Origin of the sequence: Roseateles amylovorans (genome assembly GCF_025398155.2) — a bacterium.
Lineage (GTDB): Bacteria > Pseudomonadota > Gammaproteobacteria > Burkholderiales > Burkholderiaceae_C > Roseateles > Roseateles amylovorans.
In genome coordinates this window covers 4243107-4262357 of the sequence record NZ_CP104562.2, presented here as the reverse complement: position 1 = coordinate 4262357, position 19251 = coordinate 4243107, and the positions used below count along the sequence as shown (strand labels likewise).

Annotated in this window: 13 protein-coding genes; 10 read left to right on the top strand and 3 right to left on the bottom strand. The window is 66.8% G+C overall.

The window, feature by feature from the left end:
• Positions 1–169: 169 nt before the first annotated feature.
• Complete coding sequence (gene gntR, locus N4261_RS17570; RefSeq protein WP_261756576.1) at positions 170–1195, bottom strand: HTH-type transcriptional regulator GntR; 1026 nt, start codon at positions 1193–1195, stop codon at positions 170–172.
• A 384-nt stretch (positions 1196–1579) separates the two neighbouring features.
• Here gntR and N4261_RS17565 point away from each other — a divergent pair, with 384 nt between their 5' ends.
• The 8 genes from N4261_RS17565 to N4261_RS17530 all read left to right on the top strand — a co-directional run bounded on the left by N4261_RS17565 (position 1580) and on the right by N4261_RS17530 (position 13133).
• Complete coding sequence (locus N4261_RS17565; RefSeq protein ID WP_261756575.1) at positions 1580–2107, top strand: gluconokinase; 528 nt, start codon at positions 1580–1582, stop codon at positions 2105–2107.
• A 116-nt stretch (positions 2108–2223) separates the two neighbouring features.
• Complete coding sequence (locus N4261_RS17560) at positions 2224–2673, top strand: TRAP transporter small permease subunit (protein ID WP_261760752.1); 450 nt, start codon at positions 2224–2226, stop codon at positions 2671–2673.
• Between the two features lie 19 nt (positions 2674–2692).
• Positions 2693–3985, top strand: a complete 1293-nt coding sequence (locus N4261_RS17555; RefSeq protein WP_261756574.1) for a TRAP transporter large permease — start codon at positions 2693–2695, stop codon at positions 3983–3985.
• 207 nt (positions 3986–4192) lie between these two features.
• A complete protein-coding gene (locus N4261_RS17550) occupies positions 4193–5239 on the top strand; it encodes a TRAP transporter substrate-binding protein (protein WP_261756573.1) in 1047 nt (348 codons plus the stop codon).
• 409 nt (positions 5240–5648) lie between these two features.
• Positions 5649–7343 (top strand): hypothetical protein, encoded by a 1695-nt coding sequence (locus N4261_RS17545; protein ID WP_261756572.1) that lies wholly within the window; start codon positions 5649–5651, stop codon positions 7341–7343.
• 168 nt (positions 7344–7511) lie between these two features.
• Positions 7512–8738, top strand: a complete 1227-nt coding sequence (locus N4261_RS17540; RefSeq protein ID WP_261756571.1) for a patatin-like phospholipase family protein — start codon at positions 7512–7514, stop codon at positions 8736–8738.
• 626 nt (positions 8739–9364) lie between these two features.
• Complete coding sequence (locus N4261_RS17535) at positions 9365–10963, top strand: hypothetical protein (RefSeq protein ID WP_261756570.1); 1599 nt, start codon at positions 9365–9367, stop codon at positions 10961–10963.
• 364 nt (positions 10964–11327) lie between these two features.
• Positions 11328–13133 carry a hypothetical protein gene (locus N4261_RS17530; protein ID WP_261756569.1) on the top strand — a complete coding sequence of 602 codons (1806 nt, stop codon included), beginning with the start codon at positions 11328–11330 and terminating at the stop codon, positions 13131–13133.
• Here N4261_RS17530 and N4261_RS17525 read toward each other — a convergent pair.
• Positions 13034–14998 carry a sensor domain-containing diguanylate cyclase gene (locus N4261_RS17525; RefSeq protein WP_261756568.1) on the bottom strand — a complete coding sequence of 655 codons (1965 nt, stop codon included), beginning with the start codon at positions 14996–14998 and terminating at the stop codon, positions 13034–13036. The two genes, N4261_RS17530 and N4261_RS17525, sit on opposite strands and share 100 nt — an antisense overlap.
• A gap of 417 nt (positions 14999–15415) precedes the next feature.
• On the opposite strand from N4261_RS17525, the gene N4261_RS17520 reads away from it, so the two are divergent.
• Together N4261_RS17520 and N4261_RS17515 are read left to right on the top strand one after the other, a co-directional pair.
• Complete coding sequence (locus N4261_RS17520; RefSeq protein ID WP_261756567.1) at positions 15416–16003, top strand: Csu type fimbrial protein; 588 nt, start codon at positions 15416–15418, stop codon at positions 16001–16003.
• A gap of 188 nt (positions 16004–16191) precedes the next feature.
• Entirely contained in the window at positions 16192–17661 is a 1470-nt protein-coding gene (locus N4261_RS17515; RefSeq protein ID WP_261756566.1) for a hypothetical protein, read from the top strand.
• Between the two features lie 6 nt (positions 17662–17667).
• Here the strand turns inward: N4261_RS17515 and N4261_RS17510 are convergent, their stop codons facing one another.
• Positions 17668–19134 carry an L-serine ammonia-lyase gene (locus N4261_RS17510; protein WP_261756565.1) on the bottom strand — a complete coding sequence of 489 codons (1467 nt, stop codon included), beginning with the start codon at positions 19132–19134 and terminating at the stop codon, positions 17668–17670.
• Between the last annotated feature and the right edge of the window lie 117 nt (positions 19135–19251).

The following is a 19251-nucleotide window of genomic DNA, read 5'->3' as shown; positions in this document are numbered from 1 at the left end:
ACCCGGCGGCCGATGATGACTGGCGACTCTCCCGCCTCGCCGGCGCCGTGCTGCAGGCCGAGCGCCAGGAGCGCCGCTACGGACTGCGGCTGGGGGCGGTGATCGTGCCGCCGAGCCGCGGCCTGCGGCATCGCCGCCACTGTTTGGCCCTGCTGGCGCAGATCGATCTTCAACAGCTGTCGCGCAGCACCAGCTCGAACCCCAGGTCCAGGCAGGGCTCCGGCACCGTGTCGCCGCGCATCAGCGAGACCAGCATCTCGCCCGCCCTCAGCCCGATCTCGCCGCGCGGGGTGCGCACCGTCGACAACGGCGGCAGCATCTGATCGCCGCCGGTCAGGTCGTTGAATCCGACGATCGCGACCTGCTCCGGCACACGCCAACCGCGCCGCAGCGCCTGCAGCAAGGCGCCTTGGGCCAGGTCGTCGTTGTTGAAGAAGACCGCGTCGACATCCGGCGCCTCCCGCATCACCCGCTCCAGCAGCTCGGCGCCCAGCGCGAAGGAGGAGGGCGCCGCATCCATGAACTCCAGCGCCGGATCATGCAGCTCGCCCATCGCGGCGCGATAGCCGGCGGCGCGCTGCAAGGTGCGCGGGTCCAACTGGGCGGCGGCAAAGGCAATGCGGGAATATCCCCGGCGTCTCAGCTCCGCCGTCATCGCATGACCGGCCGACTGCTGTGAGAAGCCGACCGAATACAGCCCCTCGTCGCGGCGGTTCTCCATCACATGCACGCAGGGAATGCCGCTGCCCTGGATCAGGGCCCGGGCCTCGTCGGTGCGGTCGAAGCCAGTCACCAGCAGGCCGGCGGGACGGTTCATGAGGTAGCTGCGCAGCAGCGCTTCCTCTTCCTCCGGCTGGTAGTGGGTGATGCCGATCAGGCTCTGGTAGCCCGCCGCCAGCAGGGTGCGCTGGGCCTCGTCAAGCAGATCCACAAACAGCGCGTTGGACAGCAGCGGAATCAGCACCGCCACCTGGTTGCTGCGTGAGGAGGCCAGCGCGCGCGCGGCCGGGTCGGGCACATAGCCCAGTCGCGCCACGGCTTCGCGCACCCGCTCCACCAACTCCACCGCCACGCCTCGTTCGCCGCGCAACGCGCGTGAGGCGGTGATGGGGCTGACCTCGGCCGCCAGGGCCACATCCTGCAGCGTGACTCGTCCGGTGGCGCGGCGCCGTTTCGGTGCGGGAAATGAGGACATCGACAAGGCATGCACTGGAAGAGGGAGAGGCAGGATAGCGCTGTCCTCCCCCGGCCCGATAGCGGACTGACCCTGATCCGGGCCTGTCGCCGTGCGGCTTCGGCCCGCCCGCCCGCCGCTGTCGAACCCACCCGCCGGCTCGAATCCGGAACGGCATGGCTCGCTCGCACCGGTTCGTAACCTGCGTGTAATCCCTGATTTGGTGCTGCGGTCGTCGGCCTAAGATAGCGCTATCCCGTCGCTTGAAGCGGCGGTCAAAACAGGCGCGAGGGCACTTGACCAGGACGACATGTCGCCCGGCCACAGCCCTCGCGAAGCACAACACGGAGACAGGACGGCGACCCCATCGCCGTCTCTTTTTCAGAATCGGGACAGCGCTATCCAATGTCGAATGCCCCCACGATTTCCCCGCGCGCCCTGGTGGTGATGGGCGTGGCCGGATGCGGCAAGACCAGCGTCGGCCAGACCCTGGCGAGCACGCTGGGCTGGGCCTTCATCGAGGGCGACGCGCACCATGCGCCGGCCTCGATCGTGAAGATGCAGGCCGGCCAGCCATTGACCGACGAGGACCGCTGGGGCTGGCTGGACCGCCTGGGCGGCATGCTGGCCAGCCAGGCGCCGGTGGTGCTGAGCTGCTCCGCCCTCAAGCGGGTCTACCGCGATCGCCTGCGCGCCGCTTGCCCGAGCTTGGGCTTCGTCTTCCTCGAGATCGACAAAGCGCTCGCGCTGGAGCGCGTCTCTGCCCGCGCGGCGGGCCACATCTTCCCCGCCAGCCTGGTCGACAGCCAGTTCCAGACGCTGGAGCCACCGATCGGCGAGCCGGGCGTGGTGACCGTGTCCGCGGCGCTGTCCCCGGGCGAACAACTGACGCAGGTGCTGCACCTGCTGGCGCAACAGGAGATCGCCCGATGAGCGCATCCGATCCGCAATCCCCCGTGCCGGGCACATCGGGCACACCGGGCACACCGGGCACACCGGGCCCGGCGACCGCACCGAAAAGCCTGTGGCAGACCGCCAGCGAAAGCGCGATGGCGCTGTGCCTGGCGGTGATGGCCGTGGCGGTGTTCGTCAATGTGGTGCTGCGTTATGGCTTCGGCAGCGGCGTGGCGGCGAGCGAGGAGCTCTCCCGGTTGCTGTTCGTGTGGATGGTCTTCATCGGCGCGACCGCCGCCTATCCGCTGGGCCAGCACATGGCCTTCACCAGTCTGCTGCTGCCGCTGCGCAAGAAGCCGACGGTGCTGAAGCTGGTGGCCGCGCTCATCCGCATCGCGGTGATCGTGGCAGCCGTGCTGGTGGCCTGGGGCGCCTGGCAGCAGGTGAGGGTGGGCCTGGACAGCCAATCGGTGGTGCTGGGTTATTCGAATGCCTTGCTGCCGCTGCCGGCCTTGCTGTCCAGCGTGGCCATCGCGCTGATGGCGGGTTGGGAACTGCTGCGCCAGCGGCCGCTGGATCTGGACCACGAGAGCGACGTCGAATGAACGGGCGAGCGATCACATCATGAGCAACGAAGCCCTTTCCTTCATCGTTTTCGTCGTCGGCATGCTGCTGCTGATGGGCCTGGGCATTCCCATGGCCTTTGCGCTGGTGCTGACCGGCGCCGGCATGGCCTGGGCGCTGGATTTCTGGGACACCCAGCTGCTGGCGCAGAACCTGGTGGCCGGCATCGACAGCTTCCCGCTGCTGGCCGTGCCCTTCTTCATCCTGGCCGGTGAGCTGATGAATGCCGGCGGCATCAGCCGACGCATCATCCTGATGGCGCAGGCCTGGGTCGGCCACATCCGCGGCGGGCTGGGCTTCGTGGCGATTGGCGCTTCGGTGCTGATGGCCAGCATGAGCGGCTCGGCCCTGGCCGACACCGCCGCGCTGGCCACCATCCTGCTGCCGATGATGCGCCGCCACGGCTATCCGATGGGCACCTCGGCGGGGCTCATCGCCTCAGGCGGCATCATTGCGCCGATCATTCCGCCGTCGATGCCGTTCGTGATCTACGGCGTCACCACCAACACCTCGATCTCGGCGCTGTTCCTCGCGGGCATCTTCCCGGGGTTGGTGATGGGCCTGGGCCTGCTCATTGCCTGGAAGCTGCAGTTGCGCAAGATCGACCTGCCGCAAGGCGAGCCGATGCCGATGGCCGCGCGCCTGCAGGCCACCGCCAAGGCCTTCTGGGCCCTGCTGATGCCGTTGATCATCATCGGCGGCATGAAGTCGGGGGTGTTCACACCGACCGAGGCCGCTGTCGTGGCTGCCTTCTATGCGCTGGTGGTGAGCTTTGCAGTGCATCGCGAGATGAACCTGCGCGACCTGCACGGCGTGCTGGTCCGCGCCGCCAAGACAACGGCGATCGTGATGTTCCTGTGTGCCGGTGCGCAGGTCGCCAGCTACATGATCACCCTGGCCGACCTGCCGGGTGTGCTCAGCGGCTGGCTCGGCGGGCTGATCGAGTCGCCGCGGCTGCTGATGGCGCTGATGATGGTGCTGCTGGTGCTGATCGGCACCGCGCTGGACCTCACGCCCACCATCCTGATCTTCGCGCCGGTGATGCTGCCGATCGCGGTGAAGGCCGGCATCGATCCGGTCTACTTCGGTCTGATGTTCGTGCTGAACGGCGCCATCGGCCTGATCACACCGCCGGTGGGCACGGTGCTGAACGTGGTGGCCGGCGTGGGCCGGTTGTCGATGCACCAGGTGATCAAGGGCGTGAACCCGTTCCTGCTGACCTACGCCGTCATCCTGGTGCTGTTCACCTGCTTCCCGCAGTTGGTGATTGCGCCGATGCACTGGCTGCGGTGACGGGCGGGACGCACACCAGAGCGACCCCCTACCAAAAGCCGACCAAAAGCCGACCCAAAGCCGACCCAAAGCCGACCGACCGACAGCCGACCGACAGCCGACCCGCCCCCGCACGGCACCTGAAGCAAAACCCTTCACGCCTGGCCGCGGCGGTCCCACGATTCCCCTCACGACCTCGACAACAACACCCCCACAGGAGACCTCCCCATGACGACCTCCCCGACGCAAGGCCTGACCCGTACCGCCCGCCGACTGACCCTGGCCGCCGGTGCCGCGCTGGCGCTGGCCGCGGTGCTGCCCGTCCAGGCCCAGGACATCAAGCCCCGACTGATCCGCTTCGGCTACGGCCTGGCCGAGAACAGCAACCAGGGCCGTGCGGTGAAGATGTTTGCCGACGAGGTGCAGAAGCTGTCCGGCGGCAAGATGCGCATCCGCGCGATCGGCGGTGCGGCGCTGGGCCCGGACACCCAGATGCAGCAGGCGCTGATCGGCGGTGCCCAGGAGATGATGGTGGGCTCGACCGCGACGCTGGTCGGCATCGCCAAGGAAATGGCGCTCTGGGACACGCCTTTCCTGGTCAACAACACCCGCGAAGCCGATGCGCTGCTGGACGGCCCGGTCGGCGACAAGGTGCGCGCCAAGCTCGAAGACAAGGGCATGGTGGGCCTGGTCTATTGGGAGAACGGTTTCCGCAACCTCACCAACAGCAAGCGCCCGGTCACCAAGCTGGAAGACCTGAACGGCATCAAGCTGCGGGTGATGCAGAACAACGTGTTCCTGGACAGCTTCAAGCAGCTCGGCGCGAATGCGGTGCCGCTGCCGTATTCCGAGCTGTTCACCGCGCTGGAGACGAATGCGGTCGACGGCCAGGAGAACCCCTACAACACCATCCTCTCGGCCAAGTTCTATGAGGTCCAGAAGTACCTGACCATCACCAACCATGTCTACAGCCCGTGGATCGTGACGGTGAGCAAGAAGTTCTGGGACGGCCTGTCCAAGGACGAGAAGGCCGTGCTGCAGAAGGCCGCCGTGGCCAGCCGCGACTTCGAGCGCAAGGACACCCGCGCCGAGGCCGCCAAGGCGCTGGCCGATCTGAAGTCGCGCGGCATGCAGGTCAATGAACTCAGCCCGACCGAAGCCGCCCGCATGCGTGACAAGCTCACCCATGTGAATGCCGGTGTGGCGACGCAGGTCGGCATGGACCTGTGGAACGAAACCCAGGCCCAACTGGCCAAGCTGCGCGGCGGGAAGTAACGCGGGCGCCCGCCATCAGGTGGGCGTGGGCCGGACCGCTCGGCCAAATGAGATTGAAACGGGCGCCGGATCGCAACGATCCGGCGCCCGTTTCGCATGTCGGCGCCAGTTCTTGACGGCATTTGTCGTTCGTTGTTCGTTGTTCGTTGTTCGTCGTCAGGGGGCGGGTTTGAGCCGCCTGAGCCGCATCGCATCGCCACGAGTGCGTCAAAGAACCGCTGATCGCCGGTTGCCGTGCGTGTCGGATGACCGGCCGAGGCCGCTTCGGCACAAGGCCATCCATCGACGTCGCGCGTGTCGAGGTCGAAAAACGTGAATTAGTACCGGTTTCTCTTGAAAACCGTTGTCGGATGAAATCCGGAACCCATCGGCTCCGCACTGGTGTCGCTTGCAAACTCTGCGAGCGACCATGCCGATCTCACTTCCTGGTCTTCCTCCTTCGCTGCCGGGCGATGGGCGGATGCAGGCAACTTCCGCCACACCGGACACAACCGCCGCCGTCGAATCGGTTTCCAGCGCTGCCGATCTGATGTCAGGCAAGGTCGCGTGGCACGACGGTGCGGCTCATGTGTTGGCTGACGCGCTGGTCCAAAGCGGGGGTTGGCCGCAGCGTTATGCGCTGGGCGTGGACAGCGGTGACGGATGCATCCGCGATGCCGTGCCTGAAGGCGGCGGTGCGCGGCGCGTGGTGGTGGCGCGGCAAGGGGAGGGATGGACGTCGGCGTCGGGCCCGGTGCGATCCACCGGGGCGCCGGCAGAGGATTTCGCCCAGGCGGCGCTGGATGGGCTGGAGCAGATGGCCGCCCAGGACGGCGTGTCGGCGTATGCCCAGCACCCGCCTGCTGCACCGCCGCCGCCGCCGAAGTTGCAGGGGGCGCTGGCATCGTTCCAACTTGCCGCGCCGCCGATGCATCGACCGCGAGTCTTCGGTCGCGCTGAGGTTCTGACCCCACCGCAGTCCTTCACGCTGGCGGATCCGACGATGCCGAAGGCCGTACCGTCACGACCGGGAGGTCGCGTCGAGGGGCTCAAGGCCGACGTGGCCGCCACGCTCGGGCGCTTGCTGAATGAGCGGTATCAGTGGGCGCGGCCGGTGGCGCTGGACGGTCGGGCGTTTGATCGTCTCGCAGCGAAGGCGGCGTCGCACACGGGTGGGAATCTGTCGTGGCAACTGCGCGTGGACAAGCAAGGACGCCATGTGGAACTGGCGCTTCATCAGGGAACACGCGCGCTGGCTGCCGCGCCGGTGCTGGACCTGCGACGCATCGCGTCCGGTGCGACGCTGATGCGGATGAACGTCGATGACGACCTGGGCCGCGAGAACGACGTGCTGGATGATCGCTTCAATGCCGTCAGCACGCGCCTCGGCGCGGTTCGAGCGCCGATGCGACAAGGGCTCGAACTCGATCAGGACCGCACGCTCAAACGGCTGCCCGCGCGGCAACCGCTGGTCTTGATCGGACATGGCGATCGGCTGGAGGATGCGCCGAAGGGCCAGCCCTACCGCATTGATCGGCTGGGAGATCGTTCCGCAGAAGACATCGCCGAGCTGCTGGCGGCCCAGGGGTTGGACAAGCGCTATCAAGGCACGATCTATCTGGTGGGTTGCGGCACGGCGTCTGGCTTCGGCTCGCCCCATGCGTTTGCCGATCGCTTGCGCACGCTGCTGGCGGACAAGGGGTATGAGCGACTCTCGGTGGCGGGTACGCCGGGGGCGGCGCGCATCGACGAAGGCGGCCAGGTCTTCTCGAGTGTGGACGCGGTGGTGACCGACACCCGCGCCACCCTTGATCGCACCCGCCAGTTGGTGGAGCGCTTGAAAGCCGCCCGCGCGCAGGCGTCCGAGGAGGCGAAGGCGCAGGGCGGTGGTGCGGGAGCAGGCAAGCCGCAGAACGAGGAAACGCGGGTGCTCACTCGTGTCATCCGCAGCGAGCTGGATTACCTGCAGCAGATCAAGGACATCAAGGCTGATCGGCGCGCCGTGGCCCGCGGCACCCTGGCCCATGACAACACCTCCGTCAAACAACTGCGCGGCCACGGTGTGCGCGAGTGGTGGGGCGTGTTCGGTCCGCGCAAGACCCACAAGCCCACCGACGGCGGCTGACACCGGCCGCACGGCAGCGTCGCGCGGCAACGGATCCGCCGCCCGTCGGCCTGTCACGCGGCTGCCGCTATATTGGTCTGTTCTCGCTGGTTCCTTGCCTGTTCCCGGGGGCCTGCGCCACGGCGACGCCGTTGGCGCGGCGCCCATGACCCTTGAAGGCCGAGTCCCATGACTGCTCACGATCCGCTGTCACGCCCCCCTCGCGCTCGCGCCTCCCTGGCGACCCCGCGGGGGAAGGGCACGCGTTCCACCCGTTCGGCGGCAGCGACATCCCGCGCTGACGCAGCCGCCGAGGCGAAGCGCGTTGCGACCGAAGGTCCCTCGCTGGATGTGGCGCTGCAGGGCGGCGGCTCTCACGGCGCATTCACCTGGGGCGTGCTGGACGCGCTGTTGGAAGACGGCCGGTTCCGCCTGGACGGTGTGTCCGGCACCAGCGCAGGCGCCATGAATGCCGCGGTGCTGGCCACGGGCTTTGCGCGGGGCGGCGCCTTGGGCGCACGACAGGCCTTGTCGGCGTTCTGGCAGGCGGTGTCGGGCGTGCCCGCCTGCTTTGGCCGGGTGGGGCAGGCCACCGCCAACGCCAACGCCGACAGCGGCCCGCCCCCGCTGGATCTGCCGTCGTGGATCTACAACCGCAGCAGTTGGCCCGGCATGGCCGCCTGGAATGCCTGGCTGCGGCTGTGGAGTCCGTATCAGCTCAATCCCTTCAATCTGGATCCGCTGAGGGACATCGTCCAGGCCCATGTCGACGTGGCGGCACTGCGGGAGGGGCCGATCAAGGTGTTCGTCACGGCGACCTCGGTGCGCACCGGTCAGCCGCGGGTCTTCAGCGGGCAGGACCTGAGCGTCGAGGCGCTGATGGCGTCGGCCTGTCTGCCGCAGAGCGCGCAGACGGTGGTGATCGACGGCGAGCCTTTCTGGGATGGCGGTTTCTCGGGCAATCCGGCGCTCTGGCCGCTGGTGTACGGCACCCACACCGATGACGTCTTGCTGGTGCAGATCAATCCGCGCGAGCATGCCGGGATTCCGAGGACGGCCACCGAGATCGATGACCGCATCAACGAGATCACCTTCAATGCCAGCCTGGTGGCCGAGTTGCGGGCCATCTCCTTCGTGCAGCGGCTGCTGCGCGATCGCCGGATTGATCCGACCCGCTACAAGCAGATGCGCCTGCACCGGGTGGCCGATGAGGACGGCCTCGCGCCCTTCGGTGCGTCGAGCAAGCTCAACACCGATCCGCGGCTGCTGACGACCTTGTTCGGCCTGGGCCGCCATGCCGCGCAGCGCTGGCTGGCCACCTGCGGGCCCTCGGTCGGCACGGCCAGCACCTTGGACATCGACGAGGTGTTCCTGGCCAACCGGGTCACCCAGGCCAAGCCGCCGTCCACGGCGTGAGCGGATCCGGTGGCGCCCGGATGGGGGAACCGTCCGGTTAGCGCGTGTGCCGCAGTCTCGGCGGGTGTGTGCCCGGTGGCGCAGCGGGTGGGGCGGCGCGGGTCGTCTGCGAACAGGTCGGTGGGTGTGTGTGACCAAGCCGTGTCGCCGCCAGCCCGTCCGCCCACGCCACCATGTTGCCAGTTTCGAACTTTGGAGTTCACCTCCCGCCGCTCCAGCCGGCCTCGGATTCACTTCACGACCCGCTGGGGGCCAATGACGCCAAGCGGCTGTTGAAAGAGGGACTGTCGCTTGGCGGTCGGTGGCAGCCGATGTTGAACGACTGGGTCGGTTGTCTGGCCGTGCAGAGTGTGTGGTGGCCCCGGGGTGTGGGTCTGCACATTGAACAGGGCGGCGTGCGTCGGTCGTTTGTTCCGTCAGAACGGGTGAAAAGCTGGATCTGTCTCACGCAAGTGGGTGAGGGCTCGTGCGGGATATGGCGATCGGGCGCCCGGGACCAGGGTGGAGGCGACTCCAGCGCCTCCAGCGCCAAGTGCCAGGCTGGAGGCGCCTCCAGCGCCTCGTGCGCGTCAGGTCGAGACAGCTTTCTAAGGATGATGCTGTCAGGCCTGAAAGACGCGGTCTCTGTGCTGGATCCCGCCGCTGTATCACGCTTGCCGGACGGTGTGGACGATCTGAGAGTCTCGCTGCTCGGGTCGCTCGACGAGCGTGGGCTCTGCACCGACCGCATGCTGATGAATGTGCAGGATGTCGGCGGTGGATTCATGGCGTCGGAGACCTTGTTTCCGCGCACCCAACGCCGTTGGACCACCTGTGGTGCAAGGACGGCGCAGCAACTCATCCACAACCTGAAGGGCGAGGTCGCGGCCGCATTGGGCCAGGTCTTGCTGGAACGCTGCCAGTGGACCCGGCCGGTCGCGCTGGAGCGCGAAGGCTTCGACCGCCTGGCGGGCTGGCTCACCGACGCTGAGGCCCACGCGCTGGCGTGGTCGCTTCGCCTCGATCCCCAGGCGTCCCGGGTGAACCTGATGGTGATACGGAAACGACGGCTGGCTTGCCAAGGCGCTGTGCTTCGGATTGAGCCCTACCTGAAAGGCGCGGTGATCCTGCCGGTCTTCCCGGCAAAGGGGCCGAATGACGGCCCCCATCTGATGATCGACAACATGGTGAACCGGTACAACAGCGGCAGAGAGATTCAGGTGGGATCGTTGAGAGTGCCGGAGCGAATGAAGGCGTCCGTCGATGGGCACGCGCCCCTGGCTCACATCGGTTCGCGCACACGCCTGGTGATCGTTGGTCATGGAGGCCGTCTGGCGCCGTTCGAACCGACCAGCGATGCCTACACGGCCGATCATCTGGAAGACCAGACCCCGGAGGCGCTGGCGGATCTGCTGGCCCGGCAAGGCTTGCGCAAGGACTTCTCCGGCACGGTGTTCGTGGAGTCCTGCTTCAGCGCTTCGGGCCTGGGGCGGACAGACACCTACGTCCATCGGCTGCGCGACGAGCTGGCTCGGCGTGGCTATCGACAGCTCTCAGTCGCGGGACGGCCCGGCGAGTCCTATGTCGGGCCGCAGTCCACACTCACGCTGCCGAATGAGCATCACTTCAATATCGTGCAGACGCAGCAGCGCAGCCTGGCGTTCTCGGCGCAACTCAGGGCCAGGCTCGACGAGCTGGCCGAACGGACCGGTGGCCTCGAACAGGCTCAAGACGCCGAGATCCTCCAGCAATTGATGGCGCGCGAGTCGATGTACCAGGTCCGGTTGAGTCGAATGCGGGAGAAGGGGCCCTACAGTCAACGCCATATCGACGCCTTGAACGCCGCGCTGCAGGCATGCGGGCCTGATGAATCGGTGCCTTGGACGCTGCATCCGATTGCCTATGAGGATCTCGAGCACGACATGGTCGCGGACATGTGGAGCCACATCGGCCCGGGACCCGCGCCGCAGGTCGACGGCGAGGCGCTGAGGCGTGTGATCGACCGCCTCGGGATCACGCTCGACGAGCGCCAATCTCAACGGGTCCAGGCGTGGGCCAGCCAGATCGCAGCGGGACGGCCTCTGCCGGTCGACGGGGCCCAACTGAAGCGGCTCATGGATGGCTTTGGCATCCCGTTCGACCCGCTCGCGGCGCAGCAGATCATGAACGCGTTGTGGGGCGACACAGGATCAGGTTCTGGGTCTGCGGCCCTTCCGAGCGATCGTCACGCCACGGGGCCGATGTGAACAGACGTTGAGGTTGTCACCAGGGCAGGACACGATGAGACTTTCAGGATCCACGCTTGACCATCTGGGCCCGAACCACCAACTGGATTCGGACGCCTCTCACCACGCACCTCAGGCCAATGACGCCGTGCGCCTCTTGAAAATGGGGCTTTCACAGTCCGGTTGCTGGACGCCGGCGCTGAACGATCGCGTCGGCTGCCTGGCCGTGCAGAGCGCGTGGTGGCCCAGGGGCCTGGGGCTGCACATCGAACAGGGCGGCGTCCGGCGGTCGTTCGTTCCGTTGGAGGAGGTGCGAAGCTGGATCTGCATTTCCCACGAGAGCGGGAACGCCGAGGAGCGATGGGAGACTCACGACGGCAAAAAGGTGACCGACCCGTCAGGGGCGGTCGGCGGAGCCGGGCCGGACAGAGAGCTGTTTCTCACCGCGTTGTTGGCATCGGTGCATGAGTACGTCGTCCGTATTCATCCCGCCGATGTGTCCCGTGTGCCGAACTGTTCGGCGACCCTGCGGGAGTCGCTGCTGAAGTCGCTGGAAGACCGTGGGCTGTGCGTGGGACGCATGTTGCCGGAGGCACAGCCCGCCGGCGGCGCGTTCATGGCCTCGGAGACGCTGCTTCCCCTGGTCAAGGGGGGATGGGAAACCAGTCGGGCCCACACGGCCAGGACGCTGATCCATCAACTGAAAGGTCAGGTGGCGTCGGTGCTCGGTCGAGTCTTGCTCGATCGCTGTCAATGGAGTCGTCCGGTGGCCCTGCAGCGTGAGGGCTTTGATCATCTCTCGAGCTGGCTCACGAACGACGATGCCCAGGCGTTGAAGTGGTCGCTGCGCGTCAACGACGAGGCGTCCGAGGTGGCGCTGATGGTCATGCGCCACCGTCAACTGGAATCGCAGGGCGCCGTTCTTCGCCTGGAACCGTATCTGAAGGGTGCGGTCATCCTGAAGGTGGACGGCACGGACCGGCCCATCGACCTGGCCGCCGAGTTGGTTGATCGTCGTCTCAATCACGACAGCAGTGTTCAGGTGGGCGCCTGGAAGCTGCCCCAGCGGATGGCGCGCTCAGTCAACCCGCAAGCGCCGCTGGCCGACATCGACCCGCGAACGCGCTTGTTCATCGTGGGCCATGGGGGGCGGGAGGCCCGCTTCGATCCGGCCAAGGATGTGTGCACCTTCGACCTTGTGGGAGACCAATCCCCCGCAGCGCTGGCCGACCTGTTGGTCCGGCAAGGACTGTCCAAGGAGTTCAGCGGCACGGTGTTCCTCGATGCCTGTAGCAGCGCTTCGGGGGCCGGCCGGACCGATACCTATGCCCATCGCCTGCGCGACGAGCTCGACCGGCGAGGCTATCGGCATCTGTCGGTGGCCGGTCGGCCAGGCCTGTCCTTCGCCAACTTGCGCGTCGCGCGCACACTTCCCAATGAACTTCACTACAACATCGACCAGACGCTGCGGCGAACCAAGGCACTGACTCGAGGTCTGCGAGGCCGACTCAATGACCTGCGGACCGATCCAGCTGCCGCGCCCGAAGAACACGCGGTGCTGAAGCGACTGATCAAGCAGGAGTCCGGCTACCGACGTGTGCTGGAACAACTTCGGGAACTGGGGCCTTTTGCTCGACATCGCCCCGAGCTCGACATGCCGGTGCAGGCATCCAGGTCCGATGCTCCGCCAGCTCATGAACCTCCGCGGCTCAACCTGAAAGAGATTGAATTCGCCACGGTCCGCGACATGTGGGGCCATGTCGGTCCGCGATCGACGCCGCAGACCGATCGGGCGGGCATGAAGCCGCTCATGGAACGGCTGGGCGTGTCGCTCGGTGTTCAGTTCGACGATGTCCAAGCGCAGAGCATCCAGGACTGGCTGATCCAGGTCGAAGCGGGACGGCCGCTGCCGGTCGACGAGGTCGAGTGGAAGCAGTGGTTCGACAGCTTGGGGATTAAGCTCGACAAGCGCTTGGATCAGCAGATCAGGGATGCGTTCGGCGTTACCGGCGCGGGACCGGCGCAGTCGATCGATCCGGAGGCGGTGAGGCGACTGATCGACCGCCTCGGCATCGGGCAGGACGGCGAGGCTCAGCCGACCAGACTGAGCGGCGATGGGGAGGATGTTGAGGACGTCGCCGCCGGGCCCGCAGCGGCTCCGATCGACCGTCTCGCCACCGGCCCCATGTGAATGCGGCCCTTGCCCGCCCGCTTGGCGGTGTACATCGCTTCATCGGCATGACGCATCAGGTCCTCGGCGGATGAAGCGCCGCGTCCGATCACCGCGCCCAGGCTGGCGCTGACGGTCACGCTGCGCTCGTCGTCCAGCTCGATCGGCTGCTCGATCAAGGCCAGCGAGCGTCGCAGCACCGGCAGGACATCCTCCACGCTGGACACGCCGCTGAGCACCAGCGCGAATTCATCCCCGCCAATCCGCGCCACCACATCATTGGCGCGCAGCGATCCCAGCAGTCGGCGGCTGACTTCCTGCAGCACCCGGTCGCCGGCCTCGTGGCCGAATGCGTCATTCACCGGCTTGAAGCCATCCAGGTCCAGGTAGCAGACCGCCACCGCCTTGTTGCCGCGCACGGAATGGGCCAGGGCATCGTGGAGCTTTTCCTGGAACAGCCGGCGATTGGGCAGGCCGGTGAGCGCGTCGCGGAAAGCCAGGCTGTGGGCATGTTCCTCGCTGCGCTTGAGTGCATCGATGTCCACCAGCATCCAGACGCTTTCGTCCTTGCTCACCGAGGTGCCGCTGAGGTCGATCCAGATCGACTCACCATCCTTGCGGCGCATCTGCAGTTGAATCCGGAACTGGCGACCCTCACGCTGTGCCGTGTCGCCGCTCTGCGCCGCCCATTGGAACGACGCCTCGTCGAGATAGAGCTGACGGATGGCCATGCCGCGCAGTTCATCGGGCCGGTAGCCGAAGATGCGCGCCATCGCGCCGTTCTCCCAGATCGCCACCCGATCGCGCAGCCTGACCATGCCGATCAGATCGTTCTCCAGCATCAGGCTTTGTTCGCGCGCCAGACGGGCCATGTCCAGCCGGCCGAGGTGGGCCTGGCGCTGTTGCCGGAAGAGATGCACCGAAAAGCCGGCAATGGTCAGGATCACCAAGGCGATCACGACCACCTCCAGCAGCATCTCGCGACGCCAGGCGGCGAGGTAGTCGCGGGTGGCGATGCCCGTCAGCACCCGCAGCGGGTAGTGGCCGACTTGCCGATAGGCGGTGACCCGCTCGACCCGGTCGATCGGGTTCAGGGTGACGAACCAACCCTGCGAGCGGTCACGGGCCATGCTGGCCCGCAGCGCCTCCGACACGTTGTTGGCGCCCAGACCGGCCGTGGCGCCTGGTTCCGAGGCGGAGTAACGGGCCACCAGGCGTAGTTCGTCGGTGCGCAGGGAGATGGCGCCGGCCTCACCCATGGTGGCCTTGGCGAAGTGCTGCGCGAAGTGATCGGTGGTCATCGAGGCATAGACCACGCCGGCGAACTCTCCCGACGGGGTCTGCAAGCGCCGCGCCACGATCAGCACCCAGCGGCTGTTGACCCGGCTGCGCAGCGGCTCGGACATCACCATCGAATCGGTGCCCTTGGCCCGCTGGAAGTAGACCCGGTCGGCCACCGAGATGGCCTGTTCCCCGGGGTCCAGGCCCAGCGCCACCGCGCCGTAGGCATCGGACACACGCAGGGCGTTCACATGCTTGAGCAAGCTGCGTTGCTCCGCCAGGGTGTCCTGCACGGACTGTCGCCGTTCCTCGGCATTGCGGGCATGTTGGAACCGCAGGGCCACCGTGGCCAGGGCGTTGTCGATCTCGCGCAGTTCCGAGGCGATCTCGCCGCTCAACTGGCTGGAGACCCGTTCGACGGTCTCGCGTGCGGCCTGCTCATCGGCCTCACGGCTGCTCATCAGGTTCTTCGCGGTGACCGCGATCAGCAGGACCGCAATCAACAGGTTGCCAAGCACCAACCACAGGGCGAGGTGACGTGGCATTGAGGGCGGATGGCTCAGCGGGCGATCCATGGCGGGCAGCTCCAGTCGGTCACGGGGCATGGCGACAGGGGCTCGGGTGGGAGTCATCCATCGCTCGATTCGGCATGTCCGAGGTTCTACGCCCGCCTTGGCGTACGGGGTAGATCGACATCTCGCAACCCGTTGTCAGGCGAATGCCTACACGGGCGATGGTGGTTCTGAAAGCGTGACGGACTTCACGGCTGCCCAGTGGGCGGCTCGCCCGGCTCGGCCCGGCAGCGGGGGGCAGACGCGGCGATTGGCTGGCAGCTGTGGGTTGATCGCCTACAACGCCTGTCTGCATCCCTGCACCGGTGCTTGCGGCTTGGACGTCTGTTGTCGATCCGGCAGGGGCGGGAAGATGCGATCCATCGAACGAAGTCCGGTGCCCGCATCGGCCAGTCGATCCCCCGCGCCCAGCCGACCACGCCGATCCACTTGATCCCCGCAGGAGCCACCATGCACACCACGCGCCAAGCCACCGTGATCCGTCAGCCGCAAGCCGTGGCAGCCCAGCGCGCACAGCGCCTGCAGCGGGCGCTGCTGCTGTCCGGACTGGCGCTGGCGGGCGGGCTGCTGGTGGGGTTGTCGGATCCGGCCCGCGCGGCGACCCCGGTGTCCAACACCTTTCAGGTGCAGGCCACGATCACCAGTTCCTGCACCGTGTCGGGGTCCTCGCTGAACTTCGGCAGCGCGATCGATCCGCTGGCGGCCGCCACGCCGCTGGACGCCACCTCGACGCTCACTGTCACCTGCTCCAACACCACGCCCTACACCGTCGCCCTGAATGCCGGTACGAATGCCGGCGGCGCCACCAACTTCGCCAGCCGCACGATGAAGAGCGGCTCGGACACGCTGGCCTATCAGCTCTATCTTGACTCAGGCCGCTCCACGGTGTGGGGCGACGGCAGCTCGTCCAGCAGCAACAAGAGCGGCACCGGCATCGGCACTGCCCAGACGCTGTCGGTCTATGGCCGGATTCCGTCGCTCGCCAATGTGGTGCCCGGCAGCTATACCGACACGGTGACGGTGACGATCAGTTATTGAGCGCCTGCCCACCGGGCCGCAGGCGCGGCCCAGGGGCGCTCATCCGGTGTGCGGACGTCATGGCTTTCTGGGCCGGATGGAAGGTGGTCCGATCCGCAGGTGCGCAGCAATTTCCGTAGAACCATGATCTGCGGCTGGGGGACTAGCGGTCGGTCCGTCATTCAAGCCTCTCAGCAGGCTCCACTGCCGTGCTTCGATCCTCTCTTCATCGCCCATCGCCGCCCGCGGACACGTTGGGTTCGACTGACGCTCACTCCCTCCATGCCTCGATCGCCGATCAATCGACGGAAGCCGCGCGCGGCATCTTCCACACCGGGGTGGAGTTCCCGCCGTTGATTCCGGAGGACGGCCGGGGGCCGGACGCGCTCACGTTGGATGCGCTGCCCACCGTGGACTTGCGATCCACGGCATTCGCAACGGGGCCGTTGGTGCGCGAGGTGATCAAGCGGAACGGCCATCTGACGATGCCCAGTTCGTACCCTGCCGAACCGTTTTTTCCGGGTCAGATGCTAGGGACAGTGGTCAGCATTCCAGCGGGGGGAATCGATCAGCCCGAAGCCTTTCGTGGATGGATGGCCAGGCAGGTCGGCGCGGTGTTGAAGGACCGTTGCAAGCTGCAATCGCCGGTACCGCTGGATTTCGCAGACCTCAACCATCAACTCCGGCTTCTCCAGCAATCGGGACGCACCGACGGCCTGTCTTGCTTCCTCAAGACGGATGCCGGCAATCAGCATCTCTGCCTTGCGTTCATGCGCGAGGGCGCGGAGATTGCAGAGAGTCGCTTGCTGAATCTATCGAGAATTCCGCATGGGGTGGTCGCGATCGAGCTCGAACCCATGGAGGGGAGTTATCGAGATTCCGTCGACCGCCTCGCCAGTCATCACAACGGTTCAGCAAGCGTGCACGCAGATCGCTTGCACTGTCCATCGCATCTGAAAGACAAGCTGTCGCCAGCGAAACCGCTGGCCAACCTTCCACCCACGCAACGATTGATGGTCATCGGACACGGGGGCTGGAACGAGCGTGACTCGCTGAGCGTGCCCGGCATGGCAGAGACGGTGGGAGGTCTCACGCCTCGCGAACTGTGCAGGAAGCTCAGGTCGATGGGTTTATCACCCAACCACCAAGGGGAGCTCACCGTGTTTGGCTGCTATGCCGCGTCGGAAGTTGACGGGCGGCCTAGTTATCTCGAGCGGCTTCGCGACGAACTCGCGAAAAGCGGCTATCGACACCTTGTGCTCGCCGGGCCGCTGGGGCGCACCTGGGTGTCCAATCCTGGGGCTCCGTTGCATAGCGTCCATCTTCCCCAGCAAGAGTGGGAGTATCTGCCCCAGACCTTGCAGAAAAGCGAGCAGTGGCAAGCCCAAATGGAGCAGCGCCTGCAGATGTATCGAAGCATGGCGACTGCAAAAAACGACGAAGGCCAGGACTTGTTGAATGACGATGAGCGTCAGCTTGTCATGGACGACATGGCGGCGGCCACCATCGCGCTGCAGCGAGAACGGACTTACCACGCGGGCCTCAAGACGCAGTTGCTTCCCTTGCGTGACGGCTCTGCGCAGGTCTTGCTCGACCGTGTTGGGTCGCCATTGCAATTCGCGTTCGGTTTGAGGCGGTACCAGGATCTCCATGTTCGCATGGGCCCCAAGCCGAAATGACCCGTCTCAGCACTCGACGATGTTCACCGCCAGACCGCCCCGTGCGGTCTCCTTGTACTTGGTCATCATGTCCGCGCCGGTCTCGCGCATGGTCTTGATGACCTTGTCCAGGCTCACATGGTGGGTGCCGTCGCCGCGCAGGGCCATGCGGGCCGCATTGATGGCCTTCACCGAGGCGATCGCATTGCGCTCGATGCACGGAATCTGCACCAGTCCGCCGACCGGATCACAGGTCAGGCCCAGATGGTGCTCCATGCCGATCTCGGCGGCGTTTTCCACCTGCTCCGGCGTGCCGCCCATGACCGCGCACAAGGCCGCCGCCGCCATCGAACACGCCACACCGACCTCGCCCTGGCAGCCGACCTCGGCGCCGGAGATGGACGCGTTCTCCTTGTAGAGAATGCCGATCGCGGCAGCGGTCAACAGGAAATCGATGATGCCGTCCTCATGCGCGCCCGGGCCGGCGCCAGGCCGTCCCAGGCCGTGGGCGCCACCTTCGGGCATGCCGACGCGCAGCGCCGCCGGCGGCGGGTTCACGAAGCGCGCGTAGTAGTGCAGCACCGCCGGCACGATGCCCGCCGCGCCGTTGGTCGGCGCCGTCACCACCCGGCCCCCGGCCGCGTTCTCCTCATTCACCGCCAGCGCATACAGATTGACCCAGTCCATCACCTGCAGCGGGTCACGCAAGGCCGCTTCCGGGTTGCTGGTCAGCTCCCGGTAGAGCTGCGCGGAACGGCGCCGCACCTTGAAGCCGCCCGGCAGCACGCCCTCAGCTCGGCAGCCGCGCGAGACGCATTCCTGCATCACCCGCCAGATGTTGAGCAGGCCAGCGCGGGTCTCTTCATCGGTGCGCCAGTGGCGCTCGTTGCGCCGCATGATGTCAGCGATCGAGCAGTTCTCCTGCTTCGTCAGCGCCAGCAGCTCCGCACCGCTCTTGAACGGGTAGGGCAGCACCGTGGTATCGGGCGCGATCTGCTTTTGCTTGGTGCCGTCCGCCAGCACCTCCTCGCTGACGACGAAACCGCCGCCGACCGAGTAATACACCCGGTTCTGCAACTCGGTGCCGTCGGCGTCATAGGCGATCAGGCGCATGCCGTTGGCATGCAGGGGCAGGCTTTGACGGCGGTACAGCACCAGATCCCTCGCCTCGTCGAACGCGATCTCATGCTCGCCGCCCAGCGCCACCCGCTTGAGCGTGCGGATGCCCTCGAGGATGGCGGGAATCCGTTCGATGTCGACCGTGTCCGGCTCATGCCCCGCCAAGCCGAGCAGCACCGCCTTGTCACTGCCATGGCCCTTGCCGGTGGCGCCCAGCGAGCCGTAGAGGGCGGTGGCCACGCGCACCGTCGCCTCCAGCTGGCCTTCATGCCGAAGACGTTGCACGAACATGCGGGCGGCGCGCATCGGCCCCACGGTGTGGGAGCTGGACGGGCCGATGCCGATCTTGAAGAGGTCGAATACCGAGACAGCCATGAGAACACCTCGCGGGTTCACCGGTGATCACGGCGGATCGGCCGGCGGGGTGCCACCTCGACGCAGACCGAAGGCGGTGCGGGCCGGGCGACGAAAGGCCGGGTCGTTGGCGCTCGT

Bases quoted from the DNA above. Each gene is read 5' to 3' on its own strand.
- N4261_RS17550 (WP_261756573.1), top strand. From the start codon at position 4,193: ATGACGACCTCCCCGACGCAAGGCCTGACCCGTACCGCCCGCCGACTG.
- N4261_RS17560 (WP_261760752.1), top strand. From the start codon at position 2,224: ATGGCGCTGTGCCTGGCGGTGATGGCCGTGGCGGTGTTCGTCAATGTG.
- N4261_RS17565 (WP_261756575.1), top strand. From the start codon at position 1,580: ATGTCGAATGCCCCCACGATTTCCCCGCGCGCCCTGGTGGTGATGGGC.
- N4261_RS17520 (WP_261756567.1), top strand. From the start codon at position 15,416: ATGCACACCACGCGCCAAGCCACCGTGATCCGTCAGCCGCAAGCCGTG.
- N4261_RS17540 (WP_261756571.1), top strand. From the start codon at position 7,512: ATGACTGCTCACGATCCGCTGTCACGCCCCCCTCGCGCTCGCGCCTCC.
- N4261_RS17555 (WP_261756574.1), top strand. From the start codon at position 2,693: ATGAGCAACGAAGCCCTTTCCTTCATCGTTTTCGTCGTCGGCATGCTG.
- N4261_RS17545 (WP_261756572.1), top strand. From the start codon at position 5,649: ATGCCGATCTCACTTCCTGGTCTTCCTCCTTCGCTGCCGGGCGATGGG.
- N4261_RS17510 (WP_261756565.1), bottom strand. From the start codon at position 19,134: ATGGCTGTCTCGGTATTCGACCTCTTCAAGATCGGCATCGGCCCGTCC.
- N4261_RS17525 (WP_261756568.1), bottom strand. From the start codon at position 14,998: ATGCCCCGTGACCGACTGGAGCTGCCCGCCATGGATCGCCCGCTGAGC.
- gntR (WP_261756576.1), bottom strand. From the start codon at position 1,195: ATGTCCTCATTTCCCGCACCGAAACGGCGCCGCGCCACCGGACGAGTC.